General features: G+C 70.6%; 15 protein-coding genes. 11 read left to right on the top strand and 4 right to left on the bottom strand.

Annotated features, from left to right (window positions below; translation table 11 throughout):
* The first annotated feature begins 142 nt into the window (after window positions 1-142).
* From D9V37_RS14150 to D9V37_RS14160, 3 genes are all read left to right on the top strand, one after another.
* Window positions 143-844 (top strand): 50S ribosomal protein L25/general stress protein Ctc, encoded by a 702-nt coding sequence (locus D9V37_RS14150; protein WP_121806834.1) that lies wholly within the window; start codon window positions 143-145, stop codon window positions 842-844.
* Between the two features lie 3 nt (window positions 845-847).
* On the top strand, window positions 848-1438 hold the full coding sequence (gene pth, locus D9V37_RS14155) for an aminoacyl-tRNA hydrolase (protein ID WP_121806835.1): 591 nt from the start codon (window positions 848-850) through the stop codon (window positions 1436-1438).
* A gap of 133 nt (window positions 1439-1571) precedes the next feature.
* Window positions 1572-3005 carry a glycoside hydrolase family 25 domain-containing protein gene (locus D9V37_RS14160; protein WP_121806836.1) on the top strand — a complete coding sequence of 478 codons (1434 nt, stop codon included), beginning with the start codon at window positions 1572-1574 and terminating at the stop codon, window positions 3003-3005.
* A 129-nt stretch (window positions 3006-3134) separates the two neighbouring features.
* Here D9V37_RS14160 and D9V37_RS14165 read toward each other — a convergent pair whose 3' ends face one another.
* The gene (locus D9V37_RS14165; protein WP_121806837.1) at window positions 3135-4139 is read right to left on the bottom strand and encodes an aldo/keto reductase family protein; all 1005 of its coding nucleotides are present in this window, start codon (window positions 4137-4139) and stop codon (window positions 3135-3137) included.
* Window positions 4140-4162: 23 nt separating this feature from the next.
* On the opposite strand from D9V37_RS14165, the gene D9V37_RS14170 reads away from it, so the two are divergent.
* The 3 genes from D9V37_RS14170 to ligD all read left to right on the top strand — a co-directional run bounded on the left by D9V37_RS14170 (window position 4163) and on the right by ligD (window position 6638).
* On the top strand, window positions 4163-4957 hold the full coding sequence (locus tag D9V37_RS14170; protein WP_121806838.1) for a 3'(2'),5'-bisphosphate nucleotidase CysQ: 795 nt from the start codon (window positions 4163-4165) through the stop codon (window positions 4955-4957).
* A gap of 59 nt (window positions 4958-5016) precedes the next feature.
* Window positions 5017-5619, top strand: a complete 603-nt coding sequence (locus D9V37_RS14175; protein WP_121806839.1) for an HAD family hydrolase — start codon at window positions 5017-5019, stop codon at window positions 5617-5619.
* 74 nt (window positions 5620-5693) lie between these two features.
* The gene (gene ligD / locus D9V37_RS14180) at window positions 5694-6638 is read left to right on the top strand and encodes a non-homologous end-joining DNA ligase (RefSeq protein ID WP_121806840.1); all 945 of its coding nucleotides are present in this window, start codon (window positions 5694-5696) and stop codon (window positions 6636-6638) included.
* Here the strand turns inward: ligD and D9V37_RS14185 are convergent.
* The 3 genes from D9V37_RS14185 to D9V37_RS14195 are packed head-to-tail and all read right to left on the bottom strand — an operon-like array spanning window position 6635 to window position 9393.
* Window positions 6635-7141 carry a hypothetical protein gene (locus D9V37_RS14185; protein ID WP_147455954.1) on the bottom strand — a complete coding sequence of 169 codons (507 nt, stop codon included), beginning with the start codon at window positions 7139-7141 and terminating at the stop codon, window positions 6635-6637. The genes ligD and D9V37_RS14185 overlap by 4 nt on opposite strands.
* Before the next feature lie 10 nt (window positions 7142-7151).
* Complete coding sequence (locus D9V37_RS14190; protein ID WP_121806842.1) at window positions 7152-9044, bottom strand: hypothetical protein; 1893 nt, start codon at window positions 9042-9044, stop codon at window positions 7152-7154.
* Between the two features lie 16 nt (window positions 9045-9060).
* Window positions 9061-9393 (bottom strand): hypothetical protein, encoded by a 333-nt coding sequence (locus D9V37_RS14195; RefSeq protein ID WP_121806843.1) that lies wholly within the window; start codon window positions 9391-9393, stop codon window positions 9061-9063.
* Window positions 9394-9547: 154 nt separating this feature from the next.
* Between D9V37_RS14195 and D9V37_RS14200 the strand changes: the two genes are divergently transcribed.
* Genes D9V37_RS14200 through D9V37_RS14220 form a run of 5 tightly spaced genes read left to right on the top strand, consistent with a single transcriptional unit; the run spans window position 9548 to window position 15845 of the window.
* Window positions 9548-11143: a succinic semialdehyde dehydrogenase gene (locus D9V37_RS14200; RefSeq protein WP_121806844.1), complete on the top strand. Its 1596-nt coding sequence runs from the start codon at window positions 9548-9550 to the stop codon at window positions 11141-11143.
* The gene (locus D9V37_RS14205; RefSeq protein ID WP_121806845.1) at window positions 11143-12852 is read left to right on the top strand and encodes a GMC oxidoreductase; all 1710 of its coding nucleotides are present in this window, start codon (window positions 11143-11145) and stop codon (window positions 12850-12852) included. Before D9V37_RS14200 ends, D9V37_RS14205 begins: the two co-directional genes overlap by 1 nt.
* Before the next feature lie 19 nt (window positions 12853-12871).
* Complete coding sequence (locus D9V37_RS14210) at window positions 12872-14134, top strand: ABC transporter substrate-binding protein (protein WP_121806846.1); 1263 nt, start codon at window positions 12872-12874, stop codon at window positions 14132-14134.
* Entirely contained in the window at window positions 14131-15024 is an 894-nt protein-coding gene (locus tag D9V37_RS14215; protein WP_121806847.1) for a carbohydrate ABC transporter permease, read from the top strand. The genes D9V37_RS14210 and D9V37_RS14215 overlap by 4 nt, the downstream gene beginning before the upstream one ends.
* Window positions 15021-15845 (top strand): carbohydrate ABC transporter permease, encoded by an 825-nt coding sequence (locus tag D9V37_RS14220; RefSeq protein ID WP_121806848.1) that lies wholly within the window; start codon window positions 15021-15023, stop codon window positions 15843-15845. The genes D9V37_RS14215 and D9V37_RS14220 overlap by 4 nt, the downstream gene beginning before the upstream one ends.
* Window positions 15846-16230: the final 385 nt, after the last annotated feature.

Genomic DNA, 16230 nt, shown 5'->3' on the forward strand with positions numbered 1-16230 from the left:
TTGCCCCGGCGAGGGAGCGGTCGCCTGCGAACGTTCCGTGATCGACGTGGCCGGCTCTTCGTCAGACGTGCCGCGCCGCGCTCTCCCGGCCCACGCAACCACCGACGTCGACACACATCGCAATCGAGGAGCCAGACCCCGCATGTCCGAGGACAAGATCAAGGCCGAGCACCGCACCGAGTTCGGCAAGGGCGCCGCGCGCCGCATCCGGCGCGCCGACAAGGTGCCCGCGGTCATCTACGGCCACGGCAACGAGCCGATCCACGTCACCCTGCCCGGCCACGAGACGATGATGGCCATCAAGCACGGCGGTGCGAACGCCCTGCTGCACATCGACATCGACGGCACCGAGCAGCTCGCGCTGACCAAGCAGATCCAGTCCGACCCGATCAAGGGCTTCTTGGAGCACATCGACTTCGTGGCCGTCCGCAAGGGCGAGAAGGTCACCGTCGACGTGCCCGTGCACGTGGTGGGCGAGCCGGCCGCCGAGACCCTGGTCGTCACCGAGAACACCACCGTCTCGGTCGAGGCCGAGGCCACCAACATCCCCGAGTCCCTCGAGCTGTCCATCGAGGCCGCCGAGGTCGGCAGTCAGTTCCTGGCCAGCCAGCTGGTGCTGCCCAGCGGCGCCACCCTGCTCTCCGACGACGACCTGCTCATCGTCAACGTCACGCACGCCCCGACCGCCGAGGAGGTCGAGGCCGAGCTGGAGGAGGCCGAGGCCGACGCCGGCATCGAGCGCGACGAGTCCGAGGAGGACGCCGAGGGCGGCGACTCCGACGACTCCGGCGACGGCGAGACCGAGGGCGAGCCGGCCGGCGAGGGCTCCGACTCCGAGGAGTAGCCGATGGCGGCCGACGTCTGGCTGGTCGTCGGGCTCGGCAACCCGGGCCCGACGTACGCCGGCACCCGGCACAACGTCGGCTACCTCGTGATCGACGAGCTGGTGCGCCGGCTCGGGGCGTCGCTGCGCTCGCACAAGACCGGGCGCGCCGAGGTGGCCGAGTCCCGGCTGGGCCCACCCGGCACCGAGGGCCCGCGCCTGGTGCTGGCGCGCCCCCGCTCGTACATGAACGAGGTCGGCGGACCGGTCAAGGCGCTGGCCACCTTCTACAAGGTGGCGCCCGACCACGTGGTGGCCGTCCACGACGAGCTCGATATCGACTTCGGCCGGATCCGGGTCAAGCTCGGTGGTGGCCACGGCGGCCACAACGGCCTGCGCTCGTTGGACTCCTCCCTCGGCACCCGCGACTACCACCGCGTCCGCGTCGGCATCGGTCGCCCGCCCGGGCGCCAGGACCCCGCGGACTTCGTGCTCGCCGGTTGGTCCTCGGCCGAGCGCAAGGAGCTGCCCTTCGAGGTCGACCGCGCCGCCGACGCGGTGGAGTCGCTGGTGCTCGAGGGCCTCGAGCGCACCCAGCAGCAGTTCAACTCCTAGCCGCGCCGCGGGCTTGACGCGGGTCACACCCACCGAAACCCCGGTTCGGCTGCGCGCCTCGGCGTGCTTTGTCACACTTTTCGGGTGAAGCGGGCATTTCGGATCTTCCTCGTCGCGACCGAGGGATAGCCGCATGTCCAGCCACCGGTCGGGCTCCGGCCCGGCCCACCGTCCCGCGCGCACGTCCGGGCGCACTCGCAGCGGCGAGGGCACGCGCGGCTCGCACGCCGCCGGTCGTGCCCGCCACAGCCTGGTCGCCCGGGCCGTGATCGCGGCCTGCTCGGCCTCCGCCGTCGTCGCCGCCACCGCCGTGATGGTGGCCGCCGCCGCGTCGAGCACGCGCTCCACCGACTCCGGCAGCGCCGCCCTGCGCCAGGTGCAGGACGTCGTCACCACCCCGCAGACCCCGCTGCCCACCCACGCCGACCTCGGTGCGAACGCCGGCGCCGTGCAGCCGGCCGTCGCCGTGACGACGAAGCGACTGGCGATCAAGCAGCGCTACGGCATCGACGTCTCCTGGCCGCAGTGCGGCACCACGCTGCCCACCATCCAGCTCGACTTCGCCGTCATCGGCCTCACCGACGGCCACGCCTCCTCGGTCAGCCCGTGCTTCGGCGAGCAGGTCGCCTGGGCGAAGGCCAACCACCTGCGGGTGGCCGTCTACGTGGTGCCCAACAGCCCGGGCACCTCGAGCACCGCCTCGGTCGACATGCAGGACGGTCGCACCGCCGCCGAGACGTCGTGCGCGACCGCCGACGCCAGCTGCCCGGCGTACGCCGCCGGCGTGCGGCAGGCCCGCCACGCGCTGGCCGCCGCAGCCGCCGCCCAGCTGCCGCGGACCGGCTGGTGGCTCGACGTGGAGGAGTCCTCCGCCGGCACGCTGTGGAGCGACGACACCGTCGCCAACACCGCCGTCCTCCAGGGCTGGGTCGACACGCTGCGCGCCGCCCACCTGCCCGTCGGGGCGTACTCCACCCACGGCTACTGGACACAGATCACCGGCGGCTGGCAGGCCGACCTGCCGCAGTGGGTGCCGGTCGGGCTCGACGGCATCACCGACGCCCAGCAGGCTTGCACCGAGCCCTTCACCAGCGGCCCGGTGGTGATGACGCAGTGGCTGACCGGCCCCTACGACGGCAACCTGCTGTGCCCCAGCACCGACGGCGACCCCATGGCGCGCGCCTTCACCGGCCGCAGCTGGGCCCAGCACGTCACCGCGGGGGCGCCGGCGCTGCTGACCACGCCCGTGCCGCACCCCGAGATCGAGCAGGCCCAGGCCGAAGCGGACGCCGAGAGCCAGGACTGCGACCCGGCCGACGACGCCGATGATGACTCGTCCGGCAACAAGGACGCGAACCGCACCACGGACGACCCGAAGTCCGGCTCCGACGACGACGCCTCGTGCGACGACGACGGCAAGCCGAAGACCAAGGACACCAAGCCGAAGACGAAGACGAAGCACCACGGTCAGGGCGCTGGGTCGGGTCATACCTCAGGTCACAGCTCGGGCAAGCCCAAGATCAAGCACCACGACAAGCCGAACAAGGGCAAGCACCATCACGGGTGAATCCGGGCGCTGACCTACCGAAACTCGTCCTCGCGGGGCACTTCTGGACCGAATTTCTCGGGGTTTTGCCGGGCACCCGGCAAAACCCCCGCCGCTGACGACCGCCGCTGACGACCAGCCCCGCCGCCCCTAGGCCGGCCGCTCCCGAGGCGAGCGGGTCCGCCCCGGATCACTCACGGGCGCGTCGCCGAGCACCTCGTCGATCCGCTGGAGCACGTCGTCGTCGAGCTTCACGCCCGAGGCGACCGCGTTGTCGGTGACCTGCTCGGGCCGGGAGGCGCCGATGATGGCGCCGGCCACGTTGTCGTTGGCCAGCACCCACGCCACGGCCAGGGCCGCCATCGAGACGCCCACGTCCTCGGCGACGGGCCGCAGCTGCTGCACGTGGGTGAGCAGGTCTTCGTCGAGGAACCGCTTGATGTTGTTCGCGCCGCCCTTCTCGTCCGTGGCGCGGCTGCCCTCGGGCGGCGGCTGCCCGGGCTGGTACTTGCCGGTCAGCACGCCCTGCGCGATCGGCGACCACACCACCTGCGAGACGCCGAGCTCGCGCGAGGCCGGCACCACCTCGTCCTCGATGACCCGCCACAGCATCGAGTACTGCGGCTGGTTGGAGACCAGCTGGATCCCGAGGTCCTCGGCCAGCTCATGACCGGCGCGGATCTGCTCGGCGGTCCACTCGCTGACGCCGATGTAGAGCGCCTGCCCGCGGCGGACGACGTCGGCGAAGGCCTGCATCGTCTCGCTCAGCGGCGTCTGGGCGTCGTAGCGGTGGGCCTGCAGCACCTCGACGTAGTCCAGGCCGAGCCGGCGCAGCGAGTTCTCGATGCCCTCGCGGATGTGCTTGCGGGAGAGTCCGACCTCGTTGACGCCACGCTCGCCGACGGGCCAGTAGACCTTGGTCAGCACCTCGATGCCCTCGCGGCGGACGCCCTTGAGGGCCTCGCCGAGGACGGTCTCGGCCTCGCCGTTGGCGTAGACGTCGGCGGTGTCGAAGGTGGTGATGCCGGCGTCCAGGGCCGCGTGGACGCACGCGATCGCGGCGTCGTTCTCGACCTGCGACCCGTGCGTGAGCCAGTTGCCGTAGATGATCTCCGAGACCTTCAGCCCGCTGTCGCCCAAGAACCTGTGCTCCATACCGCCACCCTAGGGTGGCTCCCATGACCGACTTCGACCCCGGCGCTCCGCCCGCGGGTGCCGACGACCACGCCTTCGCCGCCTGGGCGGCCACCACGGCCGGCGAGCTGCTGCTGCGCATCCGCGCGGAGGGGCTGACCGGCAAGGAGCTCAAGGATGCCGGCGACCTCGGCTCGCACGACCTGCTGATGCGGCTGCTGGCCGAGCACCGTCCCGACGACGCCGTGCTGTCGGAGGAGGGCAAGGACGACAAGGCCCGCCTGGCCGCCGACCGGGTCTGGATCGTCGACCCGGTCGACGGCACCCGCGAGTTCTCCGAACCGCCGCGCGACGACTGGGCGGTGCACGTGGCGCTGTGGACATCGGGAGAGGGGGAGAAGGGCGAGCTGACGGCCGGCGCCGTCGCCCAACCCGCGCTGGGGCGGACATTCGGCACCGGCGAGCCCCCGGTGGTGCCGCCGCGCTCCAGCGAGCGGCCCCGCATCGTCGTCTCCCGCACCCGCCCGCCTGCGTTCGTGGCGGCCCTCGCCGAGCACCTCGGAGCCGAGCTGGTGCCGATGGGCTCCGCCGGCGCCAAGGTCATCTCGGTGACCCGCGACGTCAGCGACGCCTACGTGCACGCCGGCGGCCAGTACGAGTGGGACTCCGCCGCGCCCGTCGCCGTCGCTCGGGCCGCCGGGCTGCACTGCAGCCGGATCGACGGCTCGCCGCTGCGCTACAACCAGGACGACGTGCTCCTGCCCGACCTGGTGGTCTGCCGCCCCGAGCTCGCCGACCCGATCCTGGCCTTCATCGCGGAGCACGGCACCGGCGCGTGACGTCATACGAAAGGGTCGTGACCGCAACCACCTCGTATGACGTCCGGCGGGGGTAGGACGTGGAGATCGCGGCCGTCCTCTGGGACGCCGACGGCGTGCTCCAGCAGGGCCCCACATCGACCGACCCGTTCGTCGAGGTGCTGGGGGAGCGGGCCGAGGAGTTCGGGGCGCTGGTCTGGGGCCGGCTCGACGACGCCCTGGCCGGGCGGCTGCACATGGCCGACCACGTCACGGCGGCCCTGGAGCAGCTCGGCCTCGCCGACCGGCGCGAGCAGGTGCTCGCGCTGTGGGACCTCCTGACCCCGCTACCGGCCCCGCGCGCGGTCGTGGCGGCGGTGCGTGAGACCGGGTTCGGCTGCTACCTCGCCACCAACCAGGACGACCTGCGCGCGGCCGCCATGCGGCGGCTGCTGGGCTACGACGAGCTGCTCGACGCCAGCTTCTACTCCTGCGACCTCGGCGTCGCCAAGCCCTCCCCGGACTACTTCCTCGCGGTCGCCGACGCCCTCGTGCTGGCCCCCGAGCAGCTGCTCTTCGTCGACGACAACCTCGAGAACGTCGAGGGCGCCCGCGACACCGGGCTCTACACGATCCACTGGACCCATACCGACGGCGTCGAGGTGTTGATGCGCCGCCTCGGGGTGCACGGGATCCGCATCTAGCCGGGTCGTGTGCTGGAGAGGTCGCTCCAGCGACCACCTGAGCACACGACTCAGAGCTGGCCTAGTCTCCTGCCGTGGCCTCACCCTTCGTTGAGATCGAGGTCGACGACAAGGTCGTCAAGCTGACCAACCCCGACCGTGAGTACTTCCCGGCCCGTGGGGAGACCAAGCGCGACCTGGTCGAGTACTACCTCAGCGTGCGCGACGGCATCGTCAACGCGCTGCGGGAGCGGCCCTGCATGCTGCACCGGTTCCCGACCGGCGTGAGCGGGGAGAAGGTGCACCAGAAGCGGCTGCCCTCGGGTGCGCCGCCGTGGATGGACACCGTGCAGGTGTACTTCCCACGCTGGAAGCGCACCGCCGACGAGCTGTGCGTCACCGAGGTCGCGCAGGTGGTCTGGGCCGTGCAGATGTCGACGGTGGAGTTCCACCCGTGGAACAGCCGCCGTGCCGACGTCGAGAAGCCCGACGAGTGGCGCATCGACCTCGACCCCGGCGACGACTGCGGCTGGGACCGGGTGCAGCGGGTCACCCACGTGGCACGCGAGGTGCTCGACGAGCTCGGCGCCGTCGGCTGGCCCAAGACCAGTGGCGGCACCGGAATGCACGTCTACGTCCGGATCGCGCCCGAGCACGGCTTCGCCGACGTCCGCCGCGCGGCGCTGGCCTTCGCCCGCGAGGTGGAGCGACGCGCGCCCGACGACGTCACCACCACCTGGTGGCGCAAGGACCGCGACCCGGCCAAGCTGTTCGTCGACTTCAACCAGAATGCCCGCGACCACACCATTGCCGCCGCGTACTCGGTGCGTGGCAACCCGATCGGCACCGTCTCCACCCCGATCGGCTGGGACGAGGTCGACGACGTGCACCCCGACGACTTCACGATCGCCACCGTCCCCGCGCGTTACGCCGAGCTGGGCGACCTGCACGCCGGCATCGACGAGGCCGTGTACGACATCACCGAGCTGCTGGAGTGGGCCGAGCGCGATGAGGCGGCGGGGAAGGACCCCGCGCCCTAGGAGGCGTAGCCGCCCGAGGGGTCCTTGCAGTCCTTGTCGGTGCCGACGTAGGTGTTCAGCGGAGCGGTCAGCCCGTCGGAGAGCGAGTAGACGACTGCCGGGTCCTGCAGCCAGGCGTTGAACGCGCTCCAGCGGCCGGGATCGCTCTGCAGCCAGGCGTAGTAGGAACGGCCGCTGGTGCCGGACACGGGCTTCTCGAGGTTCGGGGTGTCGCCGTCGACGAGGAACGAGGCGCCGCAGGCCTTCTCGTACAGCCGCGGGTCGCCTGTCCAGCGCCGACCGTTCTTCGTCACGGCCTTGAACGCGCCGTACTTCCCGGAATCGCGCAGCCGCCAGCGGGTGGTCGCGTCCAGCATCCACTCGGTGGGGTAGCGCGGGGTGACTGAGGCGCTCGGGGTCGAGGACGGCGAGGCCGATGCGCTCTTCTCGGCGCTCGCCCCCGAGCTCCCGCAACCGGCCACGAGCACGAGGGCCGCCGCGGAGAGGACGAGAGACAGACGCATCATCGTGATCCTACTTTCCCTGCAGTCCGCCGGTCTCCTCGTAGTCGAACCCGTCGGAGACCGCGTTCTGCACCGCCGGGTCGTGCAGCCACTCGTTGTAGCTGCTCCACGCGGCGGGGTCCTTCTTGATGTCGTCGGACATCTCGCCGTCGTGGATGTACTGGGTGAAGTCGCCGTTCGGAGGCGAGGGGTGGGTGTACAGCGTGGGGTTGCCGTCCCAGGTGACGTCGCCGTCGTCGTAGGTCTTGAACGGCAGCTTCTGGTCCTTGGCGAAGTCGGGGTTCGTGGCCAGCCTGATGATCGCGTCCTTGGCGAAGCCCTGCTTCACGTCGAAGTCGCCGTCCGGCATGCTCGGCATGGGGGTGGCCTTGACGGTGGCGTCGATCGCCATGCCGATGAGGTCCTTGAGCCCATCGACGCCGACGTCGGTGGCGAAGCCCTTCGGGTCCATCGCCAGGCTGATCCCCTTGTCGACCAGGCCCTTCCACATGTTGCGCTGGTCCTCGGCGTCCTTGTCGCGGTCCGAGGCGACCTGCGAGAACAGGTTGAGGAACGTCGACTGCATCGCGCCCATCGTGTAGCGGTCCCAGAACGCCGCCTGCGCGCTGTCGGACGGCGAGTTCACCTCCGCCTGGTTGACGCTGATGCGCAACTGGTCGATCTTCGCCTTCATCGCGTATCCCACGGCCTTGATGCCCTCGTTCGTGCTCATCGAGGTCTTGAGGAACTTCTGCCAGTCCGCGGTGGAGACGCTGACGCCGTCGTGACCCGGGTCGGTCACGGAGCCGACGTCGATGGAGGAGCCGAGGGTGCGCGCGTAGTCGTCCATGTACTCCGAGGACATCGCAGCGAAGGTGTCGGTCATCTCGCCGTACCAGTCGTCGCCGTCGCCGGCGACCTTCTTCATCAGCCACTCGGCGTTCTTGATCGCCGGATTGTCTCCGGGCTTGTCGAGGTACTGCAACGCCATCTGGTCGCGGGAGTCGATCGTCGCGCTGTGGACGAACGAGGCCCACGCCGACTTGGTGCCGTCGAACAGCATCTTCTCGTTGCGCATCATCGGATAGAGCGTGTCGTGGTTGTTCGCGAAGTAGTGCGCGGAGGCCACAGGGTTGTTGGCCAGCCCCTTGAGGATCGACTGCTCGACCCGCTGGTCGGAGTCGTTGCCGATGAAGTCGTCGTCGGTGCCGGTGCCCTTGAAGCGGATGTCGGCCATCTGGGTGAGCGCCTTCTCCGACCACACGCCCTTTTGGATGTAGGGCGCCATGATGTAGAGCGGGTCGGGATAAGCGTGCCCGTCCAGCGAGCCCTTGATGTGGGGGTAGTCGAAGTCGCAGCGGTAGCTCGCCGTCGCCAGCATGTTCGCGAGCACCTGCGTCGAGGGGTCGTCCGCGACCTTGTCGTCGGGGAGCGAGAGCTGCTGGTCCCGCAGCATGTTGAGCACGCCGGAGCCACCCAGGTTCTTGACCAGCGCCTCGGCGTAGTCGGGGTCCAGGCCGTGGTCCTGGATGTCCTTCAACGTCGCGTCGGACAGGCCGTTCTTCTTGACGTCGTCGGCGATCTTCTTGGCGGCGGCCTGCGCGGCGGCGGTGGTCGTGAAGTCGCCGAGGTCGTCGCTGACGTGGGCCACGCCGTTCCATTCCGGGTGCTGCGAGCAGGCGAACTGGGCGAGCGAGATGCGGCGGGTCAGCTCCGGGCCGAGGTCGGAGATGGTGCTGGCGAAGTGGCCGAGCTTGTCGAGGTGGGACGTGCTGACACCGCCGGTCGCGAAGCGATCGCGCAGCGGCACGATCGAGCTGGTGATGCCGGAGGCAGTCTTGGTCAGTGCCGTCGCCGCACCCTGGAGCTTGGTGGGGTCGATGGACGAGTAGGTGCCGCCACCGTCGGGGGCCGGTCGGTTCACGGTGCTCTGCTTCCCTTCAGTTGTGGCCGTAGAGGTCGATGCGAATCACCTTCGCCTCGACCGCCGTGACCTCCTTGGGCGACACGGCGTCCATCGCGTCCTGGACGTCGCCGGCCAGCGACTGCAGGCAGGACCGCAGGGTGGGAGCGATGCCGGCGAGCTCCTCGTGGACGGCCTTGGCGCGGGTACCCGTCCAGGCCGAGCCCGCGCTGATGGCCGACGTCGGTGCCTCGATGTCGGGAGTCGAGGCGACGGCGCTCTCGACGCTGGACTTGAGCGAGCGCAGGTAGCCGATCATCGGGTTCTCGACGTTGGCCGGCGCCTCGGTCTCGGTGCTGTTCGTTCCCACGAGTGCTCCCCCCCGCTTCCGCCTCGGTCGATGGCGCTCGGGCTGCGGACCGACCGCGCGCTGGCTCGGCAGTCATCTTCCCCCGTCGCGCGAGGATCAAACGAGGAGCTGCCACCGTTGTCTGTCGATGTGACTCGCGAGTAACGTCAAGAGCATGAGCCTGGAGACCGAGCTCCCGCACGACCCCGAGCACGACCCGCGCGCGTCGTACGCGCTGGAACCCGACACGGTCCGGGCGCTCACCGACCGGATCGTGGCCACCACCGGGCGCAGCGAGGCGTCGTACACCCCGATCACGGGGCAGCCGCTGGCCACGATCCCGCAGTCCGACGCCGGCGACGTCGACGAGGCGTTCCGCCGGGCCCGCGCCGCCCAGCAGGTGTGGGCGCGTACGTCGCTCGACCACCGCAGCGAGCTGCTGCTGCGGCTGCACGACCTGGTGCTCGACCGTCAGGCCGAGATCATGGACCTGGTCTGCTGGGAGTCCGGCAAGGCGCGCAAGGACGCCTTCGCCGAGGTGCTGCACGTGGCGCTCACCGCCCGCTACTACGCCCGCACCGCGCACCGCCACCTCGACACCGAGCGCCGCGGGGCGTTCCTGCCCGGGCTGCAGCGCGTCGAGGTCAACCGCATCGCGAAGGGCGTCGTCGGGATCATCTCGCCCTGGAACTATCCCTTCACCCTCGCCGTCTGCGACGGGCTGCCCGCGCTGCTGGCCGGCAACGCCGTGGTCATCAAGCCCGACGCGCAGACCATGCTCACCGCCCTGCTGGGCGCGCAGCTGCTGGAGGAGGCCGGCTTCCCGCGCGACCTGTGGACGGTGGTCGCCGGCCCGGGTCCGGAGATCGGCACGCCGCTGATCCAGCACGCCGACTACGTCTGCTTCACCGGCTCCACCGCCACCGGCAAGCTCATCGCGCAGCAGGCCGCCGAGCGGCTGATCGGCGCCTCGCTCGAGCTGGGCGGCAAGAACCCGATCCTCGTGCTGCGCGACGCCGACGTCGCCAAGGCGGCCGAGGGCGCCGTACGGGCGTGCTTCTCCAACTCTGGCCAGCTGTGCGTCTCGACCGAGCGGATGTTCGTCGCCGACCAGGTCTACGACCGCTTCGTGACGGCGTTCGTCGACCGGGTCCGGGCGATGAACCTCGGCGCGGGTCTGGGCTGGGAGGTCGACATGGGCACGCTGATCAGCCAGAACCAGGTCGACGTCACCACCGCCCACGTGCGCGACGCCGTGGAGCACGGTGCCACGGTGCTGGTCGGCGGTCGGGCCCGGCCCGACGTCGCGCCGTACTTCTTCGAGCCCACCGTGCTGGAGGGCGTCACCCCGGCGATGACCTGCTTCGGCCACGAGACCTTCGGGCCCGTCGTGAGCCTCTACCGCTTCCACGACGAGGCCGAGGCGATCGAGCGCGCCAACGACGGCGACTACGGGCTCAACGCCAGCGTCTACACGCGCGACACCGCCCGCGGCCGCGAGGTAGCCCGCCGCATCAAGTGCGGCACGGTCAACGTCAACGAGGCCTTCGCGGCCACCTTCGCCAGCATCGACGCCGAGATGGGCGGCATGCGCCAGTCCGGGCAGGGCCGCCGGCAGGGCTCGGAGGGCATACACCGCTACACCGAGACCCAGTCGGTGGCGGTGCAGCGCGTCGGGAGGCTCAGCCCGATGCTGGGTCTCGACGAGGAGGGCTTCGCGAAGGCGACCACCGCCGGGCTGCGGCTGTTCAAGAAGCTCGGAAGGGCCTGATGGCCTACGACTACGACGTCCTGGTCGTCGGCTCGGGCTTCGGCGGCGCGGTCAGCGCACTGCGACTGACCGAGAAGGGCTACCGCGTCGCGGTGCTCGAGGCGGGCCGGCGGTTCGCCGACGACGAGCTCGCCGAGAACTCCTGGGACCTGAAGAAGTACCTGTTCCGCCCGGAGGTCGGCTGCTACGGCATCCAGCGCATCGACCTGCTCAAGGACTGCGTCATCCTCTCCGGGGCCGGAGTGGGCGGCGGGTCGCTGGTCTACGCCAACACCCTCTACGAGCCGCTGGCCGCCTTCTACGACGACCCGCAGTGGCGCGACATCACCGACTGGCGCAGCGAGCTCGCGCCCTACTACGACCAGGCGAAGCGGATGCTCGGCGTCGTGGAGTACCCCGGGTTCACCCCGGCCGACAAGGTGATGCAGGAGACGGCCACCGCGATGGGGGTCGGCGAGACCTGGCACCCCACGCCGGTCGGCGTCTTCTTCGGCGGACCCGACGAGCGTCCCGACGTCGCCGTGCCCGACCCGTACTTCGGTGGCGCCGGTCCCGCCCGCAACCCCTGCCGCAACTGCGGGGAGTGCATGAGCGGCTGTCGCCACAACGCCAAGAACACCCTGGCCAAGAACTACCTGCACCTGGCCGAGTCGCGTGGTGCGGTCATCCACGCCATGACCACCGTGACCCGCGTCCGCCCCCGTGAGGGCGGCGGCTACGAGGTCACCGCCCGCTTCACCGGCGCCAAGGGCCCGCGCAAGCGCACCCGCACCTTCACCGCCGAGCAGGTGGTCATGGCCGCCTCCGCCCTCGGCACACAGCGACTGCTGCACCGCATGCGCGACGAGGGCCACCTGCCGCACCTCTCCGACCGGCTCGGCGAGCTCTCACGCACCAACTCCGAGTCGATCCTGGGCTCGATCGCCCGCGGTCGCGACGTCGACTACTCCGAGGGCGTGGCCATCACCTCCTCGTTCCACCCCGACGAGCACACCCACATCGAGCCGTGCCGCTACGGCCACGGCTCGAACGCGATCTCGCTGATGCAGACCGTGCTCACCGACGGCGACGGCACCGGACCCCGCTGGCGCCGCTGGCTCCAGCAGCTGTGGGCCACCCGCCACGACGCCAAGCAGCTCTACGACCTCAAGCACTGGTCGGAGCGCACCGTCATCGCCCTGGTGATGCAGACGATCGACAACTCCATCACCACCTACACGAAGATCAACCCGCTCACCGGACGGCGGTTCATGACGTCGCGCCAGGGCCACGGCATCCCCAACCCGTCGTGGATCCCGGCCGGCAACCAGGCCGTGCGGCAGATGGCCGAGATCATGGACGGCACCCCGGGCGGCACGGTGGGCGAGCAGTTCAACCGGCCGCTGACCGCCCACTTCATCGGCGGCTGCGCGATCGGCACCGACCCCGAGCACGGCGTCGTCGACCCCTACCAGCGCGTCTTCGGCCACCCCGGCCTCCACGTCCTGGACGGCTCGGCGATCAGCGCGAACCTCGGGGTGAACCCCTCGCTGACCATCACCGCGCAGGCCGAGCGGGCGATGGCGTTCTGGCCCAACAAGGGCGACGGCGACGCCCGTCCGCGCTTGGGTGCGACCTACGAGCGGATCGAGCCGGTCGCGCCGGCCCACCCCGTGGTCCCCGACGACGCGCCCGGCGCGCTGCGGCTGCCCATCGTCGGGGTGAGCTGAGAACGCCTAGGGTGGCCGGGTGCGTCACCTCTCGGGACTGCTCGTCGTGCTGCTGCTCGCCTGCGGCACCGCGGCCTGCGGCGTCGGGACGGGCGACGACGGCGTCGAGCGCATCACCTACTGGAGCGCCTCGCAGCAGAGCACGCTGGACTGGATCGACTCCCACTTCAACGCCACGCACCGAGACGTCCAGGTGCACGGGGAGTACATCGCGAGCGCCGACGACCTGACGGCCAAGGAGATCTCGGCGCTCAAGACCAACACCTATCCCAACGTCGTCATCGGTCAGGACCCCTCGAACCTGCCGCTGCTGGCCGAGAGCCGCAAGGTCGTCGACCTGCGCCGCGCGCTGAAGGACGTGACCGACCGGCTCTACCCGGGCATCCGGCAGTCGGTGTTCTCCGGCGGCCGGCAGCTGGGGTTCCCGATCTCGGGTGTCGGCAACTTCGTGCTGTTCTACAACAAGGCCGACTTCGCCGCCGCCGGCATCACGCGGGCGCCGCAGACCTGGCCGGAGCTGATCGCGGACGCCAAGAAGCTCACCGTCGGCAAGCGCTACGGCATCTACATCCCGCTCGGCGCCTCGGAGTGGAGCAGCTACGTGTGGGAGACGCTGCTGTGGAGCAACGGCGGCGAGCTGCTGAGCAAGGACGGCCGCCACGCGGCCTTCGACAGCCCGGCCGGGGTGCAGGCGCTGACCTGGTGGACCGACCTGGTGCGGCAGGAGAAGGCGGCCCCGAGCACGAGCTACGCCCAGGCCGGCAGCTACGACGGCGCACCGGCGTTCGCCGGCCACGACGTCTCGATGATCATCGAGGGCCAGTTCGCGCTGTCGGTCTTCAAGGACGCCAAGATCGACTTCGGGGTCGCACCGCTGCCCGCCGGCACCACGGGGAAGGCGATCGGCGCGGTGGGCGTCGGCGTCGCGTCGGTGTTCGACAAGGGCGCACGGGCCAACCGGGCCGCCGAGACGTTCCTGGACTGGCTCGGGCAGCCCCGCCAGGGCGCCTACCTGGCCTCCTCCAACGGCGGGCTGCCCAGCTCGCCGGACCAGATCGACCAGCCGCTGGTGCGCAAGCAGATCGCGCAGGACCCCACCTACACCACGTTCTCCGACCAGCTGAAGTCCAGTCGGTCGCGGCCCACCGTGCTCGCCTACGCCGCGGTCTCGCAGGCGCTCTACACCCAGATCGACGCCGCGCTGCGCGGCCGGCTCTCTCCGCAGGCCGCGCTGCACAAGGCCGCGCAGCAGGCCGACGCGGCATTGAAGGAGACCCAGTGAGTGGCAGCGGCGGAAAGCCCGGACGCGGTCCCGAGCGCGCCGGCGGCTACGTGTTCGTCGCGCCGGTGCTGGTGCTGACGCTGGTGTTCTCCGTCGTGCCGCTGCTCTACGTGCTGCGCCGCAGCCTCTACGTCGGCAACGTCTTCGACCTCGACCTGCGCTTCGCCGGCCTGGACAACTACCGCGAGGTCCTCACCGGCGATGGCGGCCCGGCACTGCTCAACACCGCCGTCTACACCGTCGGCTTCGTGCTGGTGAGCATGCTGCTGGGGATGGGGGTGGCGCTGCTGCTCGACGTGCGGCTGCCCGGGCTGGCGCAGGTGCGGGCGTTCTTCATCATCCCGGTGGTGGTGCCCGCGGTGGCCACGGCGCTGATCTGGTTCACCCTGTTCCAGCCCAACAGCGGGCTGTTCAACCGCGTGCTGGGCGGCGTGGGGCTGCCCCAGGTCAGCCTCGACGACCAGCACACCGCGATGCTCGCCGTGATCGCCTTCGGCGCCTGGCAGTTCTTCGGCGAGGTCGTCATCCTCTACCTGGCCGCGCTCAAGGGGCTGCCGGGCGACGTGCTCGAGGCGGCCGAGGTCGACGGGGCCGGGGCGTGGCAGCGGCTGCGCTACATCCGGCTGCCGCTGCTGCGCCAGCAGACGGCGCTGATCGCCGTCGTGGCCACGCTGACCGGGCTGCAGGCGTTCACGCAGATCAAGGTGCTCACCAACGGCGGGCCGCAGGGAGCCACGCGCACCGCGCTGTACTACGTCTACGAGCAGGGCTTCAACCTCGGCGCCGGCGGCTCCTCGGGCCGAGCCGACGCCATGGCCATGATCTTGTTCGTCGTCTCGCTCGTGGTCACGCTCGTCCAGCTGGCGATCATCGGGAGGGCCGCTCGATGAGGATGTCCGTGCCGGCCAAGGTCGCCGTCTACGCGCTGGTCGTGGTCTCGGTGCTCGTGGTGATGTTCCCGCTGATCTGGATGGTGCTCTCGGCCTTCAAGACCAACGGCGAGATCGTCGACCCCGACGCGCCACTGGTGCCGAGCTCGTGGCAGTGGTCGAACCTCGCCACGGCCTGGCACGCCGCGCCGTTCGGCCGGTTCTTCCTCAACACAGCGCTGTTCAGCGTCGTCACCACGGTGGGCCAGGTGGCCACCGGCATGCTGGCCGGTTATGCGTTCGCGATGTTCGACTTCCCGGGCAAACGTGTGCTGTTCTACCTGGTGCTGAGCGGGCTGATGATCCCGTTCACCGTGGTGCTGCTGCCGGTCGTCGACCTGCTCGCGCACCTGCACTGGGTCGACACCTACCAGGGGCTCATCGTGCCCAACCTGGCCTCGGCGCTGGGGGCGTTCTTGTTCCGGCAGTTCTTCTTGACCGCGCCCGCCGAGCTCGGCGAGGCCGCCCGCATCGACGGGGCGGGCGTGTGGCGGGTCTTCTGGAGCGTCTACCGGCCGCTGGCGACGCCGATGGTCGCCTCGTTCACGATCATCGCCTTCCTGCAGAACTGGAACAACTTCCTGTTTCCGCTCATCGTCACCAACAGCCAGCGGCTGATGATGGTCTCCCAGGGTCTCACCGTCTTCCAGGCCCAGGTCAACAAGGTGTCCTACAACGTGCTGATGGCCGGCTCGCTGATCTCGGTGGTGCCGATCCTGGTGGTGGCGATGATCGCGCAGCGCCGCATCGTCGACGGCCTGGCCCTCGGCGCCGTGAAGTGACCTGATTCGCCTCGGCGACGGCGTCGGGCGAAAAGATCGCGACGGCGCGTAACCGAGGTCGCCGTGCGTCGTTGAGTGCGGTGGGACCACACGGTCTCGACACTGTCCGCGGAGCGTGGGCGTTGTCCAGGTCCCCGGCCACCCTCCCTCCCCGGCCGGGGACCTGGCACAGCCCCCACGCCCCCGCGGTCAGGGTGTCGTCCGGCCGGGGGGCCCGGACGACCAGTGCTCGGGGGCAGACCGGGGGACATGCCCGGGGGACCGACGGGGGAACGTGGGGGGACGTCGGGGCGAAGACCGGGGGAACCGGGGGGCCAGACGGGGGCCAGGGGGAGAGGGGGAGTGGCGCCGGCGACGGGTAACCCGACCCGGCGCCACTGCCTCG

This window comes from Nocardioides mangrovicus, from assembly GCF_003674065.1.
Taxonomy (GTDB): domain Bacteria; phylum Actinomycetota; class Actinomycetes; order Propionibacteriales; family Nocardioidaceae; genus Marmoricola; species Marmoricola mangrovicus.

Excerpts from the sequence above, each read along its gene's own strand:
- D9V37_RS14150 (WP_121806834.1), top strand. The coding sequence starts at position 143 with ATGTCCGAGGACAAGATCAAGGCCGAGCACCGCACCGAGTTCGGCAAG.
- pth (WP_121806835.1), top strand. The coding sequence starts at position 848 with ATGGCGGCCGACGTCTGGCTGGTCGTCGGGCTCGGCAACCCGGGCCCG.
- D9V37_RS14160 (WP_121806836.1), top strand. The coding sequence starts at position 1,572 with ATGTCCAGCCACCGGTCGGGCTCCGGCCCGGCCCACCGTCCCGCGCGC.
- D9V37_RS14165 (WP_121806837.1), bottom strand. The coding sequence starts at position 4,139 with ATGGAGCACAGGTTCTTGGGCGACAGCGGGCTGAAGGTCTCGGAGATC.
- D9V37_RS14170 (WP_121806838.1), top strand. The coding sequence starts at position 4,163 with ATGACCGACTTCGACCCCGGCGCTCCGCCCGCGGGTGCCGACGACCAC.
- D9V37_RS14185 (WP_147455954.1), bottom strand. The coding sequence starts at position 7,141 with ATGCGTCTGTCTCTCGTCCTCTCCGCGGCGGCCCTCGTGCTCGTGGCC.
- D9V37_RS14200 (WP_121806844.1), top strand. The coding sequence starts at position 9,548 with ATGAGCCTGGAGACCGAGCTCCCGCACGACCCCGAGCACGACCCGCGC.
- D9V37_RS14205 (WP_121806845.1), top strand. The coding sequence starts at position 11,143 with ATGGCCTACGACTACGACGTCCTGGTCGTCGGCTCGGGCTTCGGCGGC.
- D9V37_RS14220 (WP_121806848.1), top strand. The coding sequence starts at position 15,021 with ATGAGGATGTCCGTGCCGGCCAAGGTCGCCGTCTACGCGCTGGTCGTG.